Annotated in this window: 18 protein-coding genes; 9 read left to right on the forward strand and 9 right to left on the reverse strand. The window is 65.6% G+C overall.

Features of this window, described 5'->3' with window-relative positions; translation table 11 throughout:
* Positions 1–230: 230 nt before the first annotated feature.
* Genes AC1D10_RS30615 through atzF form a run of 8 tightly spaced genes read left to right on the forward strand, consistent with a single transcriptional unit; the run spans position 231 to position 8,543 of the window.
* Positions 231–1,358 (forward strand): BMP family ABC transporter substrate-binding protein, encoded by a 1,128-nt coding sequence (locus tag AC1D10_RS30615; RefSeq protein WP_477278538.1) that lies wholly within the window; start codon positions 231–233, stop codon positions 1,356–1,358.
* Between the two features lie 54 nt (positions 1,359–1,412).
* The gene (locus AC1D10_RS30620; RefSeq protein ID WP_477278651.1) at positions 1,413–2,501 is read left to right on the forward strand and encodes an ABC transporter permease; all 1,089 of its coding nucleotides are present in this window, start codon (positions 1,413–1,415) and stop codon (positions 2,499–2,501) included.
* Entirely contained in the window at positions 2,501–3,427 is a 927-nt protein-coding gene (locus tag AC1D10_RS30625; protein ID WP_477278539.1) for an ABC transporter permease, read from the forward strand. The genes AC1D10_RS30620 and AC1D10_RS30625 overlap by 1 nt, the downstream gene beginning before the upstream one ends.
* A 16-nt stretch (positions 3,428–3,443) precedes the next feature.
* On the forward strand, positions 3,444–4,145 hold the full coding sequence (gene biuH, locus AC1D10_RS30630) for a biuret amidohydrolase (protein WP_379099270.1): 702 nt from the start codon (positions 3,444–3,446) through the stop codon (positions 4,143–4,145).
* A 22-nt stretch (positions 4,146–4,167) separates the two neighbouring features.
* The gene (locus AC1D10_RS30635; protein WP_477278540.1) at positions 4,168–5,697 is read left to right on the forward strand and encodes an ABC transporter ATP-binding protein; all 1,530 of its coding nucleotides are present in this window, start codon (positions 4,168–4,170) and stop codon (positions 5,695–5,697) included.
* Positions 5,697–6,365: a cysteine hydrolase family protein gene (locus AC1D10_RS30640; RefSeq protein WP_477278541.1), complete on the forward strand. Its 669-nt coding sequence runs from the start codon at positions 5,697–5,699 to the stop codon at positions 6,363–6,365. The genes AC1D10_RS30635 and AC1D10_RS30640 overlap by 1 nt, the downstream gene beginning before the upstream one ends.
* On the forward strand, positions 6,358–6,708 hold the full coding sequence (locus tag AC1D10_RS30645; RefSeq protein WP_477278542.1) for a cupin domain-containing protein: 351 nt from the start codon (positions 6,358–6,360) through the stop codon (positions 6,706–6,708). Before AC1D10_RS30640 ends, AC1D10_RS30645 begins: the two co-directional genes overlap by 8 nt.
* Positions 6,705–8,543 (forward strand): allophanate hydrolase, encoded by a 1,839-nt coding sequence (gene atzF / locus AC1D10_RS30650; RefSeq protein ID WP_477278543.1) that lies wholly within the window; start codon positions 6,705–6,707, stop codon positions 8,541–8,543. Before AC1D10_RS30645 ends, atzF begins: the two co-directional genes overlap by 4 nt.
* Positions 8,544–8,633: 90 nt before the next feature.
* Here atzF and AC1D10_RS30655 read toward each other — a convergent pair whose 3' ends face one another.
* From AC1D10_RS30655 to AC1D10_RS30690, 8 genes are all read right to left on the reverse strand, one after another.
* Positions 8,634–9,620 carry an ABC transporter permease gene (locus AC1D10_RS30655; protein ID WP_477278544.1) on the reverse strand — a complete coding sequence of 329 codons (987 nt, stop codon included), beginning with the start codon at positions 9,618–9,620 and terminating at the stop codon, positions 8,634–8,636.
* The gene (locus tag AC1D10_RS30660; protein WP_477278545.1) at positions 9,617–10,591 is read right to left on the reverse strand and encodes an ABC transporter permease; all 975 of its coding nucleotides are present in this window, start codon (positions 10,589–10,591) and stop codon (positions 9,617–9,619) included. Before AC1D10_RS30660 ends, AC1D10_RS30655 begins: the two co-directional genes overlap by 4 nt.
* The gene (locus AC1D10_RS30665) at positions 10,588–12,162 is read right to left on the reverse strand and encodes a sugar ABC transporter ATP-binding protein (RefSeq protein ID WP_477278546.1); all 1,575 of its coding nucleotides are present in this window, start codon (positions 12,160–12,162) and stop codon (positions 10,588–10,590) included. Before AC1D10_RS30665 ends, AC1D10_RS30660 begins: the two co-directional genes overlap by 4 nt.
* A 208-nt stretch (positions 12,163–12,370) precedes the next feature.
* Positions 12,371–13,405 (reverse strand): ABC transporter substrate-binding protein, encoded by a 1,035-nt coding sequence (locus AC1D10_RS30670; protein WP_379099248.1) that lies wholly within the window; start codon positions 13,403–13,405, stop codon positions 12,371–12,373.
* A 155-nt stretch (positions 13,406–13,560) separates the two neighbouring features.
* Positions 13,561–14,475, reverse strand: a complete 915-nt coding sequence (locus AC1D10_RS30675; RefSeq protein WP_477278547.1) for a sugar phosphate isomerase/epimerase family protein — start codon at positions 14,473–14,475, stop codon at positions 13,561–13,563.
* Between the two features lie 15 nt (positions 14,476–14,490).
* Complete coding sequence (locus tag AC1D10_RS30680) at positions 14,491–16,032, reverse strand: mannitol dehydrogenase family protein (protein WP_477278548.1); 1,542 nt, start codon at positions 16,030–16,032, stop codon at positions 14,491–14,493.
* Positions 16,029–16,811: an SDR family oxidoreductase gene (locus AC1D10_RS30685; protein WP_477278549.1), complete on the reverse strand. Its 783-nt coding sequence runs from the start codon at positions 16,809–16,811 to the stop codon at positions 16,029–16,031. Before AC1D10_RS30685 ends, AC1D10_RS30680 begins: the two co-directional genes overlap by 4 nt.
* A gap of 78 nt (positions 16,812–16,889) precedes the next feature.
* Positions 16,890–17,783, reverse strand: a complete 894-nt coding sequence (locus tag AC1D10_RS30690; RefSeq protein WP_477278550.1) for a MurR/RpiR family transcriptional regulator — start codon at positions 17,781–17,783, stop codon at positions 16,890–16,892.
* A 126-nt stretch (positions 17,784–17,909) separates the two neighbouring features.
* Here AC1D10_RS30690 and AC1D10_RS30695 point away from each other — a divergent pair, with 126 nt between their 5' ends.
* A complete protein-coding gene (locus tag AC1D10_RS30695) occupies positions 17,910–19,094 on the forward strand; it encodes a Gfo/Idh/MocA family protein (protein WP_477278551.1) in 1,185 nt (394 codons plus the stop codon).
* 21 nt (positions 19,095–19,115) lie between these two features.
* Here AC1D10_RS30695 and AC1D10_RS30700 read toward each other — a convergent pair whose 3' ends face one another.
* Positions 19,116–20,552 carry an amidase gene (locus AC1D10_RS30700; protein ID WP_477278552.1) on the reverse strand — a complete coding sequence of 479 codons (1,437 nt, stop codon included), beginning with the start codon at positions 20,550–20,552 and terminating at the stop codon, positions 19,116–19,118.
* Positions 20,553–20,683 lie beyond the last annotated feature (131 nt).

Genomic DNA, 20,683 nt, shown 5'->3' on the forward strand with positions numbered 1-20,683 from the left:
TGATCCCGACTCAGGCCGCAACCTCTATGCCTATGTTTTAATCTGCCTGTCAAATTGGCTGTTTTCAAGGCAAAAAGTGCATGCAATTGCCTCTCACTTGTGCACGCATCATTTCCATATCAATTGATTTCATTGACGAAATTTCGATTCCTGAATTGGCACGGTGATTGCATGCACTTTATTGAGAAGGCGTTAACCGACCCGGATGGGTCCTACAGGGGAGCATTCACATGACCGACAGATCCATGCTTAACCGCCGCCAGTTGCTCAAGACCTCCGCCGCCGGAGCGGCACTCGGACTTGCCTCCGCGGCCTTTCCCGTCAGCCGGGCCTTTGCCGCCGCCGCCACCGTAGGCTTCATCTATGTCGGGCCGAAAGACGACTATGGCTACAACCAGGCGCATGCCGAGGGTGCGGCGGCGCTGAAGGGCATTGAGGGCATCACCGTCGTCGAGGAGGAGAACGTGCCGGAGACGGTCGATGTCCAGAAGACGATGGAATCGATGATCAACCTCGACGGTGCCTCGCTGATCTTTCCGACCTCCTTCGGTTATTTCGACCCGCATATGCTGGCCATGTGCGCGAAATTCCCCGACGTGCAGTTCCGCCATTGCGGCGGCATGTGGAACAAAGACAAGCATCCGATGAATGCCGGCTCGTATTTCGGCTATATCGGCATGGGCCAGTATCTCAACGGCGTCGTCGCCGGTCACACCTCGAAGAGCAAGAAGCTCGGCTTCGTTGCGGCCAAGCCCATCCCGCAGGTGCTGCTCAACATCAATTCCTTCCTGCTCGGCGCACGTTCTGTCGATCCGACGATCACCTGCCAGGTCATCTTCACCGGCGAATGGTCGCTGGCGGTCAAGGAAGCCGAAGCCACCAACGCGCTGGTCGACCAGGGCGCCGACGTCATCACCTGCCATGTCGACAGCCCGAAGGTCGTGGTCGAGACCGCGGCCGGCCGCGGCGCCTTCGTCTGCGGTTATCACGCCAACCAGAGCCCGCTGGCGCCGGAAAAGTATCTCACCGGCGCGGAATGGAATTGGGCCAAGGTCTACAAGATGTTCGTCGACGACCTCACGGGCGGCAAGCCGCTGCCGAACTTCACCCGCGGCGGCCTGGCCGACGGCTTCGTCAAGATGAGCCCGCTCGGCCCCGCCGTCGGCGAGCCGGCGCGCAAGCAGTTCGACGCCACGCTGGCCGAGATGATGAAGGGCGGCTTCGCCGTCATCAAGGGTCCGCTGAAGAGCAACAAGGGCGTCGTCGTCGCCACCGAAGGCCAGGCCTTCCCGGAGACCGCGATCGAGCTCGAAAGCATGGACTATCTGGTCGACGGGGTCGTCGGCTCGACCGCCTGATCAGAGGGGAACGGGGCGATGGCGGATACGGTGACAGGGGCCGGCGTGCCGGTAATGTTCGGCGCCAAAGGATATCCGGCGGCGCTGGAATGGATCGCGCGGCGGGCGGAAGCTTTCGTCATTCCATTGGTGGCGCTGGTCGTCGGCATGGCCCTGTTCAGCCTGTTCATCCTGGCTGTCGGCAAGTCGCCGGTCCTGCTCTATGAAACCATGTGGCGGGGTGGCTTCGGCTCCTGGTTCTCCATCCAGAACTCGCTGTCGCGGGCCGCACCTCTGCTTTTGGCGGCGCTCTGCGTGGCGCTGCCGGCGCGGCTTGGCCTCGTCGTCATCGGCGGCGAGGGCGCCATCGTGCTCGGCGGCGTCGGTGCCGCCGCCATCGGCGTGGCGCTGAGCGGCGCGCCATCCTTCATCGTCATTCTTGCCATGGGCGTGGCTGGCATGGCCGCCGGCGGCATCTGGATCGGTGCCGTCGGCGCGCTGCGCCACTACCGAGCTGTCAACGAAACCATCTCCAGCCTGCTGATGGCCTACATAGCCATCGCGCTGATGAACCAGCTGGTGGAAGGGCCGCTGCGCGATCCGGCCTCGCTCAACAAGCCGTCGACGCAGCCGCTGGCGGACATCTATCGCATCGGCAACATTCCGGGCATGGACGTGCATTGGGGGCTTGTCGCCGGTATCTTCGCCTGCATTCTGTCCTGGGTGCTGATCGAAAAGACCCGCTGGGGTTTCGCCGCGCGCATCGCCGGCGGCAATGTGCGCGCGGCACAGGTGCAAGGGCTGGCCGTCGGGCCGCTCATCGTCGGCTTCACCGCGCTGGCCGGCGGCTTTGCCGGGCTCGCCGGCATGCTGGAAGTCGCCGCCGTCCAGGGCAGCGCCAATGCCTCGCTCGCCGCGGGCTACGGCTACACCGGCATCCTCGTCGCCTTCCTCGCTCGCCACAACCCGCTGGCCATCATCCCGGTCGCCATCCTGCTTGGCGGCATCGACGCTTCGGGCGGGCTGATCCAGCGCCGCATGGACCTGCCAGACGCCACCGTGCTTGTGCTCCAGGGCATGATCTTCATCGTCATCCTGTTCAGCGAAACCTTTTATGGTCGCCTCAAGGCCTTCAATCCCGATCTCTGGAAGGGAGCCGCCTGATGGACGCGACCGAGATCGGCCTCTGGGGCGTGCCGCTGGCCATTCTGGGCGGCGCCATCCGCGTGTCGACGCCTTTCATCTTCGTCTCGCTGGGCGAGGCGATCACCGAGCGTTCCGGCCGCATCAATCTGGGGCTCGAAGGCACGCTCGTCTTCGGCGCCATGACCGCCTATGCGGTGGCGGTTATGACCAACTCGCCCTGGCTCGGCCTACTCGCCGCAGCCGGCGCCGGCCTGTGCTTCGGCCTGTTCCATGGCTGGATCTGCAAATTTCCGAAGGTAAACGACATCGCCATCGGCATCGCGCTGATGCTGTTCGGCTCGGGCCTGGCTTTCTTCTTCGGCAAGCCTTTCATCAAGCCGAAGGCGCCCAATTTGCCGGCCATTCCCTTCGGCGGCTGGTCCGACATACTGCAGGTGCAGGCCGCGCTCGACGTCAACGTGCTGTTCCTGATCGGGGCGGTGCTTTCGGTCATCCTGTGGTGGGCCTTCCGCAACACCCGCGCCGGCCTCATCGTGCGCGTCGTCGGCGACAGTTCCGACGCGGCCCGCGCCATGGGTCTCAACCCCGATACGGTGCGGCTACTGGCCACCGGCGTCGGCGGCGCGCTGGCCGGCATCGGCGGCGCCTATCTGTCGCTCTACTATCCCGGCAGCTGGACCGAGCGCATCTCGTCGGGCCAGGGCCTGATGGCAGTGGCGCTGGTCATCTTCGCACGCTGGAACCCGCTCGGCTGCTTTGCCGCCGCCCTTCTGTTCGGCGGGGCGGGCGCTCTCGGCCCGGCGCTGCAATCGGTCGGCGTGACGCAGGGCTATTACATGTTCTACGCCGCTCCCTACATCCTCACCCTCATCATCATGATCGCCACCTCGTCACCGACACGCTCGCTCGCGGGTGCGCCGGGTGAACTGTCGATAACCAAATGAGACTGGAGTTTTGCCTATGAACGCCAGAGCCGAATTCATCCAGCACACGATCGACGCCGAGCCCTATCCGTGGCCCTACAATGGCGATCTGCGGCCCGACAACACGGCGCTGATCATCATCGACATGCAGACCGACTTCTGCGGGCCGGGCGGCTATGTCGACCATATGGGCTATGACCTGTCGCTGGTGCGCGCGCCGATCGAACCGATCAAGGCCGTGCTGTCGGCGATGCGGGCCAAGGGCTACACCATCATCCATACGCGTGAGGGGCACCGGCCCGATCTCGCCGACCTGCCTGCCAACAAGCGCTGGCGCTCGCGCCGCATCAATGCCGGCATCGGCGATGCTGGTCCCTGCGGGCGCATCCTGGTGCGCGGCGAGCCGGGCTGGGACATCATCCCCGATCTTTATCCAATCGAGGGCGAGCCGATCATCGACAAGCCCGGCAAGGGCTCGTTCTGCGCGACCGATCTGGAGCTGATCCTCAACCAGCGCGGCATCCAGAATATCGTGCTGACCGGCATCACCACCGATGTCTGCGTGCACACCACCATGCGCGAGGCCAATGACCGCGGCTATGAGTGCATGATGCTGGAGGATTGCTGTGGGGCGACCGACCACGGCAACCACCTGGCGGCCATCAAGATGATCAAGATGCAGGGCGGCGTCTTCGGCACGGTGTCGAATTCGAAGGCGCTCGTCGCGCAGCTGCCCTGAGGGGATGCCATGAGGGGCCACGATGAGTGACAACGTCAGAAAAGCGGTCGGCGTCGAAACCATCGGCATGACCATGCGCTTCGGCGGCTTCACGGCGCTGGACGGCGTCTCCGTAAAGGTGCCGGCAGGCTCCTTCCACGCGCTGCTCGGCGAGAATGGTGCCGGCAAGTCGACCCTGGTCAAATGCATGATGGGCTTTTATCACCCGACCTCCGGCGACATCCTGGTCGATGATCGGGAAGTCAAGATCGCCAGTCCAAGGGGCGCCTCGGCGGTCGGGCTCGGCATGGTCTACCAGCATTTCACGCTGGTGCCGTCGCTGACGGGAGCGGAGAACCTCGTCATCTCGCGCGAGAAGGTTCCAGGTATCATCGACTGGCGCAAGGAACGCGCCGACCTTGCCGCGTTCATGGAGCGGATGCCGTTCAAGCTGCCACTCGATGTGAAGGTGGCGGAGCTTGCGGCCGGCGAGAAGCAGAAGCTCGAAATCATCAAGCAGCTCTATCTCGGCCGCAGTTTCCTGGTGCTGGACGAGCCGACCTCGGTGCTGACGCCTGGCGAGGCGCAGGAGGTGCTGGGTCTTGTCCGCGACATGACAAGAGCAGGCGACCTTACCGTGCTGATGATCTCGCACAAGTTCCATGAGGTTACGGCCTTCGCCGACGATGTCAGCGTGCTGCGCAAGGGCAAGCTTACGGGAACCGGTTGCGTCGCCGACCTCGACCACAAGGCGATGGCGGCGATGATGATCGGTGACCAGCCGATCGCCGCGCTCGACAGCCGCGCCGCGCCGAAACCCGATGCCGAGACGGTGCTGAAGATCAGGTCCCTGAAGGCGCCCGATAGAACCGGGCTGAAGTCGATCAGCATCGTCGATCTCGGCGTGCGCTCGGGCGAGATTGTCGGCATTGCCGGTATTTCCGGCAACGGCCAGAAGGAGTTTCTGGAAGTGCTGGCCGGCCAGCGTCCATGCGAGGCGGGCGAGGTGCTGGTGCGCGGCTCGACCTATGCCGCGACGCGCGCCGAGGCGCGGGCGCTCAACGTGCGGCTCATTCCGGAGGAGCCGCTGAAGAATGCCTGCGCCCCGAGAATGACGGTCGCCGAGAACATCTCGTTCCGCACCTTCGACGTGGACGGCAACGGCAGGCCGGTGAGTTGGATCAGCACCAGTGCCATCCGCGCGTTCAGCACCAGGCTGGTCGAGCAGTTCAAGGTCAAGACCGCATCGCTGTCGTCGCCCATCGCCTCGCTGTCGGGCGGCAATGTGCAGCGCGCCGTGCTGGCGCGCGAACTGACCGGCGAGGTCGACTTGCTCATTGTCTCCAATCCCTGTTTCGGCCTCGATTTCTCGGCAGTGGCCGAGATCCGCGCCCGCATCATGAAGGCACGCAATGCGGGTGCGGCCGTGCTTTTGATGTCGGAAGACCTCGACGAGCTGCTGGAACTGTCGGACCGCATCTTCGTCATGTCGGACGGCGCGCTGGTCTACGAGACGCCAATAGCGCAGGCGAGCGTGCAGACCATTGGCGAGCATATGGCGGGGCATCACTGATGGCTGAAATCGATGCGCAGCCTTTTGCCTTCGGCTTCAAGCTGGGCACCCTGGCGCTGGTGGTCATCGACATGCAGCGCGATTTCGCCGAGCCCGGCGGCTTCGGCGCCAGCCTTGGCAACGATGTCAGCCGCGTCACGGCCATCGTGCCGACGGTGAAGAAGCTGATCGAGGGGTTCCGCGGCGCCGGCCTGCCGGTGATCCATACGATGGAATGCCACAGGGCCGACCTTTCCGATCTGCCGCCGGCCAAGCGCAACCGCGGCAATCCGTCGATCCGCATCGGCGATGTCGGGCCGATGGGCCGCGTGCTGATCGTCGGTGAGCCGGGTACGGCAATCCTAGACGAACTGGCGCCGCTGCCAGGCGAGATCGTTATCGAGAAGCCGGGAAAGGGCGCTTTCTACGCGACCAGTTTTGGCGACGACCTGAGGCGGCTTGGCGCGCGGCAACTCGTTTTCGCCGGCGTCACCACCGAGGTCTGCGTACAGACGACAATGCGCGAGGCCAATGATCGCGGCTATGAGTGCCTGTTGGCCGAAGACGCAACGGAAAGCTATTTCCCGGAGTTCAAGGCAGCGGCCCTTGCCATGATCCGCGCCCAAGGCGCCATCGTCGGTTGGACAGCGACGACCGACCAGGTGCTGCAGGGAATTGCCAATGGCTAATGTGAGTTTTGCCGGCCTTATCGGTGGTGGCTGGCGCGATATGACATTCGAGCCTTTTCGCGAGGGCATCACGGTGCACTGGTTGCTGAAGGGCGGACCTGTCGAACCCTCGGTGGCGATCCTCAACTACCGGGCCGGCGCCGGCGTGCCGCGTCACCGCCATGCCGGGCTTGAAACCATCGTCGTGCTCGAGGGCACGCAGAGCGACGAAAATGGCGACTATCCGGCCGGCAGCGTCATCCTGAACCCGGTCGGGACCGAGCATTCGGTGTGGACGAAGGACGGCTGCGTCGTGCTGATCCAGTGGGACCTGCCGGTGATCATTCTGGGGGAGGCGAAATGAGCGATATCCGCTTCGACATCGGCAGCCTGCACGCGGCCTATGCCAGCGGTGTCCCTGTCGCCGCCATGATCGATGCCGTTCATGCCCGCGTCGAGGCAGCCGATGATCCAGGCATCTTCATCCATCTCGCCGGCAAGGCGGACCTGCTAGCGCAGGCGCAAAAGCTCGGACCGTTCGATCCGGTCACCAAGCCACTGTGGGGCGTGCCGTTCGCGGTGAAGGACAACATCGATGTCGCCGGCTTGCCGACCACGGCGGCCTGCGCCGAATATGCCTATATGCCGGAGAAGGACGCCACTGTCGTCGCCCGGCTGAAGGCCGCTGGTGCGCTGGTGGTCGGAAAGACCAATCTCGACCAGTTCGCCACCGGCCTTGTCGGCGTGCGCACGCCGTATCCGATCCCGAGGAACGCCGTCGATGCCAGCCTGGTCCCCGGCGGCTCCTCGTCGGGGTCGGCAGTGGCGACGGCGCGTGGCATCGTCTCCTTCGCGCTCGGCACCGATACGGCTGGGTCCGGGCGCATTCCGGCCGGTCTCAACAACATCGTCGGGCTGAAGCCAACCGTCGGTGCGCTGTCAGCCGCCGGGGTCGTGCCGGCCTGCCGCACGCTCGACTGCATCTCGGTGTTCGCGTTGACCGTCGATGACGCTTATGCGGTGTTCGGCGTCGCCGCTGCCAAGGATGCCGCCGACGCCTATTCGCGCGCGATCAAGGTGCCGGCCCTGACCGCGCGCCCACCGATGCTGAGCGTCGGTGTGCCTGCGAAGGTCGATCTGAAATTCTTTGGCGACACTTCCATGCAGGTCGGGTTCGAGACTGCTCTTGCCTTGCTGGAAAAGCTTGGCTGCCGGCTGGTCGAAATCCCGTTCGCCGACTTCTACGCCACCGCCAACCTTCTCTACGAAGGCGCCTGGGTGGCAGAACGTTACGCGGCGGTCCGCGACTTCATGGAGGTCAACGAAGCGGCCATGCATCCGGTGACGCGCAAGATCATCGGCGGCGCGCGAAGCCTTTCGGCGGCCGACGCCTTCAAGGGGCTCTATGCGCTTCAGGATTACAAGGCGAAGCTCGCTTCGGTCATCGCCTCGGTCGACCTGTTCTGCGTGCCGACCGCGCCAACGCATTATGCGCTCGATGCGGTGCTCGCCGATCCGGTCACCACCAACAGCCGGCTCGGCACCTACACCAATTTCGTCAATCTGCTCGACATGTGCGGCATCGCCGTGCCGACCGGCAAGCGCGATGATGGGCTGCCGATGAGCGTGACCTTGCTCGCTGCGGCGGGCAGGGATGTCCTCATAGCGGCCCTGGCCCGGGATATCCATGCCGCCAGCGGCCTTGTCCTCGGTGCAACCGGCTGGCAGCAGCCCAGCCACGCGCCCCTTGGCGAATGCGCGCCCGATGAGATGATCGATCTGGTGGTTGTTGGCGCGCATCTTTCGGGCATGCCGCTCAACGGCCAGCTAAGCCAGCTCGGCGCACAGTTCTCGCGCGCGGCAAGAACCTCCGCCGCCTACAGACTCTATGCGCTGGCCGGTCAGTCCGTGCCAAAGCCCGGGCTGATCCGTGTCGCCGAAGGCGGCTCCGCGGTCGAGGTCGAGGTCTGGCGGCTGTCCGCCGATGCCTTCGGCCGTTTCGTCGCGGCCATCCCGCCACCGCTCGGCATCGGCACCATCGAGCTTGAGGACGGCAGTTCGGCCAAGGGTTTTCTGGTTGAGACCGCTGGCCTCAGCGGTGCCTCCGACATCTCGTCCTTCGGTGGCTGGCGCCGCTTCGTCGGCCGATGCAAGGACTTGGCGGACCAAGGCGATCAGCGAGCGAAAAAGGTCCTTTAGCGGCCTATCTGATCAGCCACCGCTTGGGGTCTGTGTGAATGCGGATTGTCCACTACGGTCAGGAACTGACGGTCGCTTCATCGCCACCCCCTACCGCTCCTCCACAATCCGCAGATAAGCCGCCGTCACGAACAGCACTATCAGCCCGAACAATATCCTTCTCGCTCCCTCCGGCATCTGCAGGATGGTCAGCAGCGTCGTCAGCACGGTCAGGATCAGCGCGCCGATGATGGTGCCGGTGTAGCCGCCGCGGCCGCCGAAGATCGAGGTGCCGCCGATCACGGCTGCGGCCACCGAAGGCAGCACCAGCGGTTCGGCGAGCGACAGCGAAGGCGCCTTGATCAGGCCGATATAGAGCAGGCCGGTGATGCCGGCGAGCACGCTGGAGATGACGTAGAGCGCTGTTATCACCTGCCAGTAGCGCACGCCGGAGAGGCGCGTTGCGCGCTCATTGTCACCGACGGCGTAGAGCAGGCGGCCGAAGCCGGTGCGGCTGAGAGTGAAGACGATCAGAGCGGCCAGCGGCACGAAGAGCAGCAGGGCGTTGGGCACGCCGTATGTCAGGCCGGTGCCGAGCCAGGCGAGGAAGTCGGGGATCTTGGCGCCCGACGCAATCACCGTGCGCTGGTAGACCTGCAGGCAGCCGGTGCCGATCAGGCTGGTGCCGAGCGTCATGATCAGCGGGTGGACGCGGAAGACGCCGACTCCGATGCCGTTGACGAGACCGATCAGCACCGCCGGCATCATCGCCAGCAGGAAAGCCACCGCCGGGTCCTGGTTGACGACTTGCGTCGCCATGATGAAGGCGCTCATCGTCGCCACCGTGCCGACCGAGAGGTCGATGCCGCCGGTCAGCATGGTCATGGTCTGGCAGCCGGCGAGGATCGCCAACGGGATGGCAAATTTGATGGTGTTGGCGATCCAGCGTTCGTTGACGATGCCCGGGCGCAGGATCTGCAGGATCACCACCAGGATGACGAGCAGGATGATCAGCGGGATCAGCGGCCGGTCGGCCATGAAGCGTTTGACGCGGCGACCGAAGGGGACGGGTTGGGGGATGGTTGCGGCATTGCTCATGACTGCCGGCTCCGCATTGTGATGAAGGCGCCGAACATCACCACGGCGACCATGATGGCGCCTTCGATGATGGCGGTGACGTTGGGGTCAATCGCGAGCAGCGTCAGGTCGGTGCGCACCAACCGCAAGACGAAGACGGCGACGATCGGGCCGAGCAGGCCGCCCTTGCCGCCGCCGAGCGCCACGCCGCCCAGCACCACCGCCGCGACGCTGGCGAGCAGATAGGGGCCGGGGATGGGCGCGCCGATGCCGGTGCTCATGGTCAGCGCCAGCCCGCCAAAAGCGGCGAACAGACCGGACAGCGCGTAGGCGATGATGCGGGTGCGTGCGACGGGCACACCGCTCCGGAACGCCGCCAGTTCGCTCGAGCCGATGGCGTAGATGGAGAGGCCGAGGCGCGAGCGCCGGAGCGGGATCCAGATGATGCAGAGGCAGATGACGAGCACCAGCAGCGCCTTCGGCAGCCAGGCATCGATGCCGTCGGGCAGGCCCGGTATCGGCACGGTGCCTGAGATCAGCCCCTTCAGCCATTCGGCGGCGGCACCGCCCGGTGCGTCGAGCACCAGCAGCGCAGCGCCCTGCAGCACGAACAAAGTGGCCAGCGTGACGACGATGTCGGGCACGCGGGTGACGACGATGAGCAGGCCGTTGACGGCGCCGAGCACGAGGCCCATGGCGAGCACGAAGGGCACCACGAACAGCGCGTATTCCTCCGAGGCGCCATTCATCATCGAGGCGGCGGTGACGCTGGTCAGTGCCATCATGGCGGCGACCGACAGGTCGATGCCGCCGGCAATGACGACCACGGTCTGTGCGGCGACGGCAAAGGCGTAGGGCAGCACGGCGCGCACCAGCGAGCCGAAATCGTTGCTGCCATAGGCCGGCTGGATCAGCCTGGTGACGATGAACAGCACGACGAAGAGGACGAACAGGCCGAAGACCCAGCCCTGGCGGCGCAGGAAATGGCTCATGGCGTCGTCCCTGGCGCGGTCGAATCCGGGGAACGCGAGGTCTCCGGAGAGGAGGAGTGGGGATCGGCAAGGATGCCGATATCGGCCTTGGCGCCGCGCGGCAGGCCGTAGGCGGCGCGCATCAGCGCCGGCTCGTCGGCCTCCTCGACCGGGAAGATATCGACGACACGGCCGCCGAAGATGACGACGACGCGGTCGCAGACGCGCTGCACCTCTTCCAGTTCGGAGGTGTAGAACAGCACCGACTTGCCGTGGCCGGCGAGCTCGCGCAGCAATTTGTAGATCTCCTGCTTGGTGCCGACATCGATGCCGCGCGTCGGGTCGAAGCACAAAAGGGTCCGCGTGTCGGCGGCGATCCAGCGGGCGATGGTCACCTTCTGCTGGTTGCCGCCGGACAGGCGCTGCACCTCGCCTTGCGCGCGGGTGTCGATCTGCAGCCGCTCGATGGCGCTGACCACCTTGGCGCGCTCCTGGCGCATGGCAATCGGCCCCCAGTTGTGCAGGGCGGCGCTGAAGGGCAGGGCAATGTTCTCGCGCACCGAGCGCTGCATGGCGAGCGCTTCGGCGCGGTCACCCGGCACATAGGCGAGGCCGGCGCGGATAGCGTCGATCGGGTGGGAAAACTTCACCGGCTGGCCGTCGACTTCTATTGCGCCGCCAGACGGCCGGATCGAGCCGGCCAGGGCGGCGAACAGCTCGTCCTGGCCCTGGCCTTCGAGCGCCACGACGCCGGCGACCTCGCCATCGGCGAGATCGAAGGAGACGTCGTTGAGCTTGGTGCCGACGCGCAGATTGCGCACCGAGAGGCGCGGGCGGGCAGCGGCGGGCGCAGCCTTCTGGGCAGCGCTGCGCGCCGCGACATGGGTCTTCACGATGCGGGCGCCGAGCATTAGCTCGACGATCTGTTCCTCGACGCCGGGCACGATGTCGACGACGCCGACGGTCTCGCCGTCGCGCAGCACGGTGGCGCGGTCGCAGAGCGCCGAGATCTCGACGAAGCGGTGGGAAATGAAGATCACCGCGCGGCCGCTGTCGCCCTGGCGACGCACCACTTCCAGCACCTTTTCGGCAAGGTTGGCGGGCAGGGCCGCGGTCATCTCGTCGAGCAGCAGCACGTCGGGTTCGACGGCCAGCGCCCGCGCCAGGTCGAGCACGCGCAGCACGGCCAGCGGAATGTCGCGCGCGGTGTCGCGGATATCGAGGTCGGGAATGCCGAGTTCGCGCACCCAGGCGCGGAACGGCTCGACCGGCGTGCCGGTCAGCCGCAGATTGGACAGCACGTCGAGATCGGGGATCAGCGACGGCTCCTGGTAGACGGGCAACAGGCCGGCGCGACGCGCGGCGGCGGGCGAGCGTATGTCACGCGCCTCGCCCCGGATCAGGATGCGGCCCGCGTTGGCAGAAATAGCGCCGGTCAGGATCTTCACCAGCGTCGACTTGCCGGCTCCATTGGCGCCCATCAGCGCATGCACCTCGCCCGGCAGGACGGACAGCGACGCGTTGCGCAGCGCGGCAACCGCGCCGTAATTCTTGGCGACGCCGGTGGCGTCGAGGAGGGGACTGGTGGTCAAATTGTTTGGTTCTCGATCATGTGGCTCAAATCATTTCGAGTTGACGCCGCCCCTTACCTGCCTGCCGGCATCCTCTCCCTATAGAAACGGGGAGAGGGCGATGTCACTGGCGTTGCGGCCAGCTGCTCTCTCCCCATTCACGGGGAGAGATGTCCGGCAGGACAGTGAGGGGCAGCGCCGACCGATAGTCAGCAGCGAAGCCCCAGACCTACTCCCCCGGGCCCTTGCACGCTACGATCTGGTCCTTGGTGTAGGTGGTCCAGTCCGGGATCGAGATAGAGACCGGCCATTCAGGGCTCAGCGACGGGTCGGCGGCAGCCTTCAGCTTGGCCTTGCCTTCCTCGGTCGCGTTCTCCCACAGCTGCGGCTCGACCAGCACGGTCTGCTGCGCCGGCTTCTTGCCGTCGAGGATCTGCAGCGCGAGTGTCACGCCGGCACCGCCGATCGAGCCGGGGTTGGTCACCGCCGCACCAACGAGGCCCTTGACCGAGCTGAGCTGGCCGACGAAGCCGGCATTGTCGGCGCCGACCACCGGCACCAGCGGCGCCTGCGACTCGACCAGCGCGTCGACGATGACGTTGTCGATGCCGGACGTCCAGATGCCGTTGATCGGCGTGCCGGTGGCGAGGAAGGACAGCATCTGCTGCTTGGCCTGGTCCTGCTGCCAGCCGGTGAAGACTTCCTGCGCGACCTTCACGTCGGGGAACTCGGCCAGCGCCTTCTTGAAGCCCTTGTCGCGGTCGCTGTCGGCGGACGCGCCGGCCGCACCGCGCATGTAGAACACCTCGCCCTTGCCGCCCATCTGCTGGAACAGCCACTTGGCGCCGAGATAGGCGTATTGCTCCTGGTTGTTGGAGATGATGTAGGCGGACGGTTCGGTGACCGCCTGGTCGACGGCGACGACGACGATGCCGGCCTTGGTGGCTTCCTCGAGGCCCGCCTTGATGCCGGCCGGATCGGCCGGGTTGACGACGATGGCGTCGACCTTGGCGCTGATCAGGTTGCGGATGTCTTCCAGCTGGCCGGCAGCATCCGTGTTGCGGTGGGCGATGTTGAGCTTGGCGACCTCGCCGGAAGCCAACGCCTGCGCCTTCATGGCGCAGACCATCTCCTCGCGCCAGCCATTGCCCTGCACGGTGTTGGAGATGCCGATGGTGTATTTGCCCGCAGCGGACGAGGCGCCCACCGAGGCCAGGAAGGCCGCGCCGGCAAGCAGCGGGACCATGGTCAGATATTTTTTCATGTCAGACTTCCTCCACATTGTTTTTTCAGTTCAATTCCAAGTCGTTAAACCGCGTCGCGTAGAAAGAGATTCAGGCGGCGCGGCTTAAATTCTTGTTCTCGCATGTCGCTGTCCCCAGAAATTCTCCGCCCTTTGGGCGACATGCATTTCCGCGGTCATTTGACGAACGGTCGCAGCACGTCGCGGGCAAGCAGGAAGCCCCGCTTTACCTGATCGTCGCTGCCTTCAAATCGCCTGTCCTCGTGCTCGATGATGATGGGGCCGTCATAGCCGGCCCGGTAGAGGCCGGAGAAGATGATTTTCCAGTCGACATCGCCGAGGCCCGGCATGTGCGGCACCTGCCAGCCTATCCCAGCCGAAAGGATTCCGTGCTCATAAAGTCCATCATGGTCAATCATCAGGTCCTTGGCATGAGCATGCAGCATGTAGGGGCCGAATTCCCGGATGAAGCGGGCTTGGTCGATCATCTGCCAGACCAGATGCGAGGGGTCGAAATTCATGCCGACATCGCCGCCCCAAGCCTCGAGGATTCGGCGCCAGATTTGTGGCGAATAGGCGATGTTGTGCCCACCCGGCCACTCGTCATAGCTGAAGATCATCGGGCAGTTCTCGAAGGCTAGCTTGACGCCATGGTCGCGCGCATGGGCGACGATATCAGGCCAGATCGTGAGCGCCTCCTGCCAGTTGACGTCGACGGTTTTCGAGGCATCGCCGCCGCAGAAGGTATTGACCAGCGGCACGCCCATATTGGCAGCCAGCACGATTACCTTCTTGAGATGGCCGATCACCGCCTCGCGGTGCGCGGGATCGGGATGCAGCGGATTGGGGTAGTAACCAAGGCCGGAGACGGAAATATTCTTTTCCGCCAGCGAGGCGACGATCTCGCTCGCCTGTGAGGATGAGGTCGAGGCGGCGTCGATGTGGCTGGTGCCGGCATAACGGCGGCTGGCGCCGGAGGATTTCGGCCAGCAGGCGATTTCCAGCGCCTCGAAACCCGCCGAACTTGCCCAGCCGGCGACCTCGCCAAGCGGCGTCTCCGCGAAGGGTGCGGTGAGCAGTCCAAGTTTCATCGTGCCTCCCAGCTCCTATAATGCCGATTGTGCGGGCCGCTTCAACCGTGTGGTGTCGGCTTGTTTCAAATTGCGCCTGACGGTTGCCATCGGATCGTCCGAAAGCAAGCCGTCGAGCGCCGATGTGACGGCCCTACGGAAAACATCGTTCACGGCAAGGCCGGGGTCGAAAATCGTGTCGATGGCAAGGATGCCGGACGCTAGCGCCTGTGCATCGCGGCCGGTTGCGTCGGCAATCGCCGCGACCTTGCCGGCATAGGGGTCCGACACTGGCCAGCGTTTGCCGAATTTTTCCGAAGCCTGGATCAGATAGGCCATCCAACCGGCGACCGGCACCGCCAGCAGCGCGATGCTTGCGCCTTGACGCAAGCGCTCGCGGATTGGGTTGAGCAGGCGCTGGACGATCTTTTGCGAGCCGTCGGTGGCGATCTGGTGGTTGCGATGGCGGATCGCGGTGTTCTTCAGCCGGCCGAGGCATTGGGCGACATAGGCAAGCTTCTCCATGCCCGGCACAGGCATCAGTGTCGGCAGCGTCTCCTCGACCAGCATGCGCCGCACGAAGGCCGATAGTAGCGGGTCGGCGATGGCGTCTGATGTGTGCTCGAAGCCGGCCAGCACGCCGAGCGTGGCGAGCGTCGTCTGCGCGCCGTTGAGCACCCGCATCTTGAGATGCTCGAACGGTGTTACGTCGTCGACGAAGCTGGCGCCGACCCGGTCCCAGCGCGGCACGCGGCCGGCGAACTTTTTCTCGATCACCCATTGGCGGAACGGCTCGCTGACGACGACCGCCGCATCGCGGTAGCCATAGCGCCGCTGGACTGTGTCGAGGTCGGCTTGCGTGGTTGCCGGCGCGATGCGGTCGACCATGGCCGAGGGGAAAGCGGCGTGGGCTGATATCCAGTCGGCGAGGGCGTTGCCGCGCCGCTGCGCGAAGGCCTGCACGACATTGGCCAGAATGGTGCCATTGGTCGGGATGTTGTCGCAGGACAGAAGGGTCAGCGGCCTTCCATGCGTCGCCCTGCGCAGTTCCAATGCCCGCGCCATGATGCCGGGAACGCTGCGCGGCTTCTCCGGGTTGGCAAGGTCATGGACGATGTCTGGATTGTCGAGATCGAGCACGCCGCTCGACGGGATGTGGCAATAGCCTTTTTCCGTCACCGTCATCGTCACAAGGTCGATGTCTGGGGAGGACAAGACCTCGAGCGCTGGCGCCGCACTCGCCTGGCTGTCGACAACCTTGACGATGCTGCCGATGACGCGCGCTTCGATGCGGCTGTTTTCGCGGATCAGCCGCGTGTAGAGGCCGCCTTGGCTGCCGAGCGTGCCGGCGAGGCTGGGTGGTCGGATGTTGATGCCGACCACGCCCCAGCGATCGAAATGACTGGCCAGCAAATCGTCGGTGTATTCGGCCTGATGGCAGCGGTGAAAGGCGCCGACGCCGAGATGGGCCATGCCGGGCGCAAGCGTCGCGCGGTCATAGGCCGGCTTCTGGACAGTCGCAGGCAAACGATCGAGCAGCGCAGGCCCAAGCGTCTCGGGGGAGGCGGCAACGCTCACCGGTTCGCCCCGATCACCCACTGTTCCTGGTCGACCAGCGTGCCGGTCATCGGTCCCGCCGCATCGGAGAGCAGGAAGACCGCAAGGTTCGCGATATCGTTGGTCGAGAACAGGCGGCCGAAAGGCTGCGAGGCGTTGGCGGCGTCGAGCCAGCCGGGTCCGTTGCCCAGCGTGTCGGCTTGCATGGCGCGTTCGGCCGGCGTGTCGGTCCAGCCGACATTGATGCCATTGACGCGGATGCGGTCGACGCGATGGGCGTTGGCGGCATTCTTGGTCAGCGTCGCCAGCGCGCCTTTGGTGGCGGAGTAGACGGCGAGTTCCGGCGAGCCGCAATGCGCGTTGATCGACAGGATGTTGAGAATGGCGCCGCCCTGGCCGCGCTTTTTCATGTCGGCGATGGCTGCCTGCATCAGGAAGAACGGCGCACGTGCATTGACGGCGAACAGTGACGCCCAGTCGTCGAGGTCGGCATCCAGGAAGGACGCGCGGTCGGTCAAGCCGGCGGCGTTGACCAAAGCATCGATGCGGCCGAAGCGATTTATGCAGGCCTTCGCCAACAGGTCGGGGGCTTCGGGGTCGGCGAGGTCGGCCGCGACGAAGACGGTCGGCGTGCCCAACTGCGAAAGCTCCGCCGCCACCGCGTCGCCGCGTGCCTTCTCGCGGCCGGTGACCAGCAGGCCGCCGGCGCCGGCACGCGCGAGTGTCTCGGCGATAGCGCGGCCGATGCCTTGCGTCGCACCGGTGACCAGCGCCACCTTGCCGTTGAGTTGAAGCTCCATTCCTCCTCCCGGAACAAAGTTTCTATTTTTAGAAATATGGAACGTGAATTCCCGATAGTCAATTGTGCCAGTGTCGCTTCATTGGCCACGGCGCGCGGCGACGCCTTGGACCAGCGCCATGCCGACCGCCAGCGACGCAGCCAGCGAGCGGAAGCCGGCGAAGTCGGATTCCACCACCTCCAGCCAGGCGTCCGACAGCCGGATCAGCGGGCTGAAGGTGCTGTCGGTGATGGTGACGATGCGGGCGTTGCGCTCATGCGCCACGGCGACGAGGTCGGGCGTGATCGAATTGTAGGGACTGAAGGAGACCGCCAGCACGGCGTCCTGCCTGCCGATGCAGCCGACCTGGTCGAGCGCGGTGGAGCCGACATTGTCGACCAGCACGTTGCGCACGCCTTGCTGCGACAGCGTCAGCGACAGATAGGTGGTGACGGGGAAGGCGCGCTTGGAGCCGATGACATAGATCAGGTCGGCGGCTGCCAGCAGCGCCACCATCTTCTCGAAACTCTTGACGTCGAAGCCGCTCTCGATGCGGCCAAGCGAGGCCTGCGAGGCGCCGACCATGCCATGCAGGAAATGCAGGTTGGCGTTGGGTTCGGTCTCGGCCCGCTGCTCGCCGCGTCCTTCCGGCCATGAGCCCTTGACGTGGTCTTTGAACAGGCCCTGGAAATCGGAAAAGCCGGCATAGCCGAAGATCTGGGCGAAGCGCACCAGCGTCGAAGGCTGCACGCCGGCCTGTGCCGCCACCTGCGCGATGGTGCCGAGCGCGACGTCGCTCGGATGCTGCCACAGGAAGATGGCGACCTGGCGCAGCCGCTTGGGGAAATGCACCGTGCCGGACGACAGCACCGCGCGCAGTTCCTCATAGGTCTGCGGCTGGATGTAGCCGAGTGCCGCCAGCGAGCGCCCGCGCTTGCGGGTCGCCGCCTCGTCGGCAATGGACCGTCCGGATGTTTTGCCTGCCCCACTCATGATTTCAGGCTAGCGCGGCACGATCGTTTTACAATATGGAAATTGGAAATCGTGTTCGAAAGCGCTGGCGGCGCCGTTGGCTCGCACGTCCTCAGAAACGGCCCGCCCGGAGGAGTTTGAAAAATCATGGTCTATGCAACATCGGATGGATCGACACGCCAACGTTTGCGGGTCGGCATGGTTGGCGGCGGCCGCAATGCCTTCATCGGCGCCGTGCATCGGCTGGCCATGCGCCTCGACGACCAGATCGCGCTGGTCGCCGGCGCGCTGTCCTCGGATCCTGAGAACGCCGCCGCATCGGCCGCCGAGATCGGCATCGCGCCGGAGCGCAGCTATGCCGATTATCGCGCCATGGCGCAGGCCGAAGCGGCGCGGCCGGACGGCATCGAGGCGGTCGTCATCGTCACCCCCAACCATCTGCACGCGCCGATCGCGACAGCCTTCCTCGAAGCCGGCATCGACGTGATCTGCGACAAGCCGCTGTCGACGACGCTGGCCGACGCCGAGGCGCTGGTGGCGCTGGCGCGGGCGAAAAAACGCCGCTTCGTCGTCACCCTCAACAACACCGGCTACGCCATGGTCCGCCAGGCGCGCGAGATGGTGGCGGCGGGCGAACTCGGGCGCATCGTTTCCGTGCATGGCGCCTATGTCCAGGACTGGCTGACTAAACCGATCGACGCCGAGGGCCAGAAGCAGGCGGAGTGGCGCACTGACCCGGCAAGGGCAGGGCAGTCGGCGGTGCTGGCCGATATCGGCGTGCATGCCTTCAACCTGGCGAGCTACATCTCTGGCTGCGAGGCCGAGGCTGTCTCGGCCGACCTGTTCACCGCGGTGCCGGGGCGCCGGCTCGACGACAACGCGCATGTGCTGGTGCGCTGGACAGGCGGGGCACGCGGCACGATCCTGGCCAGCCAGACATCGCCCGGCCACTATAATGATCTGTCGGTGCGCATCTATGGCGACAGAGCCGGGCTCGAATGGTCTGGCGCGCGGCCAGAGGAACTGCGCTTTTCCATCTACGGCGAGGAAACCCGCACGCTGGTGCGCGGCGGCCATGGCTCGACGCAAGAGAGCCGCCGCGTATCGCGCATGCCGGCGGCGCATCCCGAAGGCTATATCGAGGCCTTCGCCAATTTCTACCGCGACGCCGCCGACATCATCCGCGCCCATCGTTCGGGTGGCGCCGTCGATCCGGCGCGCGCCGCGCAGGTGCCCGATGTCGTCGACGGCGCCCGCGGCGTGAAGTTCGTCGCGGCGGCGGTGGAGTCGAATGCGGCGGGTGGCACGTGGACGGCTGCGCGGTTCGGGTGAGGATGAGACCTGATCGCTCCTTCAACGTTCCAGCGACCGGCCCACTGCGGCCATCGGCGGCGCATTGAGGCCGGCGGCGGTCAACCGTGCTTCCACGGCCGCCGCCATGGACAGGACCTGTTCGTCGGCGAAGCGCCGTCCGACGATCTGCAGGCCGACCGGCAGCCCGTCAGCGGCAAATCCGGCCGGCAGCGACAGCGCCGGCAATTGCGGCAGCATGTTGAAGGGGCAGGTCAGGTCGAGCCCCTTGAAGCGGCCGTCGGGCAGTGTCGCGGCATGGTCGTCATCGGTCTCTGTCACGGCAGGCGCGGTGATGGCGCAGGTCGGGCACAGCAGGGCATCGTAGCGTTCGTAGAGCCGCGCCATGTCGCGCCACATGGAGGTACGCAACAGCTCGACCCGCTTGTAGGCGGTCGCATTCATTGCCAGCCCGCGTTCGATCATGGATACGACCGGCGGGTCCATATGGTGGCGATGGTCAGTGAGCTCGCCGCCAAAGAAGGCCGACATGAAGACGCACCAGAGATCGAACCATTCGTCGTTGACGGCGCGCGTCCAGCCCATCGGCACTTCGTCGACGACGGCACCAGCCCTGCGCATCTCGGAGACCGCTTGGCGGATGACCGCTTCGACCTGCGGCTGGATGGCGTAATAGCCGAGGTCGATCGACAGCGCGAAGCGCTTGCCTTCGAGCCCTTCTCGCCGTGCCGCCGCGCCGTCGAATCCGATCGGCAGCGAGGTGATGTCCTCGTCACTGCCGCCCGCCGCCGTCTCCATGAAGGCGACGGCGTCGGCAACGCTGCGCGCCAGCGGTCCGAAATGCGAGATGTTGTCGAAGACGCTTGGCAGGATGGTCATCGGGATACGGCCGAGGCTGGGCTTCAATCCGACGACACCGCAGAAGGCAGCCGGAATGCGCACCGAGCCGCCCATGTCCGTGCCTTCCGCGAACGGCACGACGCCGGTTGCCACGGCTACCCCCGCTCCCCCGGAAGAGCCGCCGCTGGTGCGCTCTGGGTTCCACGGATTGCGGGTCAGGCCCCAACGCGGGCTGTTGGTGAAGCTGGAAAAGGCGAACTCCGGCGTCGTCGTCTTGCCCATCAGTATGGCGCCGGCGGCCTCCAGGCGGCGGATGCAGAGCGCCGTCTCGGTCGGCACCCAGTTTCCACGCGTCCATGAACCGAGCGTCGTCAGGTCGCCGGCGGTCGGCGTCAGGTCCTTGGCCGCGAACGGCACGCCATGCAGCGGCCCGGTCGCCTCGCCACGCGCCACGGCCAGGTCCGCCTGGCGCGCGGCTTCCAGCGCCTGTTCCTCGCGGATGATGGCGAACGGATTGAGGGTCTGGCTGACCGCTTTGGTGCGGCGGACGGACTCGCCCACCACTGTCTCGACGCTGAAGGCACCCGAGCGGATGCCGTCGGCGATCGCCTTGGCGGTCAGGTCCAGCGGATGGGTCATGGCTCGGGTCTCCGGAAGTGTTTTGGTGCCGCGCGGCTTTCGCCTTCGGCAAGGACCTGTGACATGCAATACGTGCTTGTGCGGCGCGGGCGCACCTGCGCAATCTCGCCCATGCCGCTAGCATGAGGTCT

The organism is Mesorhizobium sp. P2_A8, assembly GCF_056404935.1.

Excerpts from the sequence above, each read along its gene's own strand:
- AC1D10_RS30645 (WP_477278542.1), top strand. The coding sequence starts at position 6,358 with ATGGCTAATGTGAGTTTTGCCGGCCTTATCGGTGGTGGCTGGCGCGAT.
- AC1D10_RS30620 (WP_477278651.1), top strand. The coding sequence starts at position 1,413 with ATGTTCGGCGCCAAAGGATATCCGGCGGCGCTGGAATGGATCGCGCGG.
- AC1D10_RS30640 (WP_477278541.1), top strand. The coding sequence starts at position 5,697 with ATGGCTGAAATCGATGCGCAGCCTTTTGCCTTCGGCTTCAAGCTGGGC.
- AC1D10_RS30655 (WP_477278544.1), bottom strand. The coding sequence starts at position 9,620 with ATGAGCAATGCCGCAACCATCCCCCAACCCGTCCCCTTCGGTCGCCGC.
- AC1D10_RS30670 (WP_379099248.1), bottom strand. The coding sequence starts at position 13,405 with ATGAAAAAATATCTGACCATGGTCCCGCTGCTTGCCGGCGCGGCCTTC.
- AC1D10_RS30685 (WP_477278549.1), bottom strand. The coding sequence starts at position 16,811 with ATGGAGCTTCAACTCAACGGCAAGGTGGCGCTGGTCACCGGTGCGACG.
- AC1D10_RS30690 (WP_477278550.1), bottom strand. The coding sequence starts at position 17,783 with ATGAGTGGGGCAGGCAAAACATCCGGACGGTCCATTGCCGACGAGGCG.
- AC1D10_RS30675 (WP_477278547.1), bottom strand. The coding sequence starts at position 14,475 with ATGAAACTTGGACTGCTCACCGCACCCTTCGCGGAGACGCCGCTTGGC.
- atzF (WP_477278543.1), top strand. The coding sequence starts at position 6,705 with ATGAGCGATATCCGCTTCGACATCGGCAGCCTGCACGCGGCCTATGCC.
- AC1D10_RS30615 (WP_477278538.1), top strand. The coding sequence starts at position 231 with ATGACCGACAGATCCATGCTTAACCGCCGCCAGTTGCTCAAGACCTCC.
- AC1D10_RS30700 (WP_477278552.1), bottom strand. The coding sequence starts at position 20,552 with ATGACCCATCCGCTGGACCTGACCGCCAAGGCGATCGCCGACGGCATC.
- biuH (WP_379099270.1), top strand. The coding sequence starts at position 3,444 with ATGAACGCCAGAGCCGAATTCATCCAGCACACGATCGACGCCGAGCCC.
- AC1D10_RS30625 (WP_477278539.1), top strand. The coding sequence starts at position 2,501 with ATGGACGCGACCGAGATCGGCCTCTGGGGCGTGCCGCTGGCCATTCTG.
- AC1D10_RS30635 (WP_477278540.1), top strand. The coding sequence starts at position 4,168 with ATGAGTGACAACGTCAGAAAAGCGGTCGGCGTCGAAACCATCGGCATG.
- AC1D10_RS30695 (WP_477278551.1), top strand. The coding sequence starts at position 17,910 with ATGGTCTATGCAACATCGGATGGATCGACACGCCAACGTTTGCGGGTC.
- AC1D10_RS30660 (WP_477278545.1), bottom strand. The coding sequence starts at position 10,591 with ATGAGCCATTTCCTGCGCCGCCAGGGCTGGGTCTTCGGCCTGTTCGTC.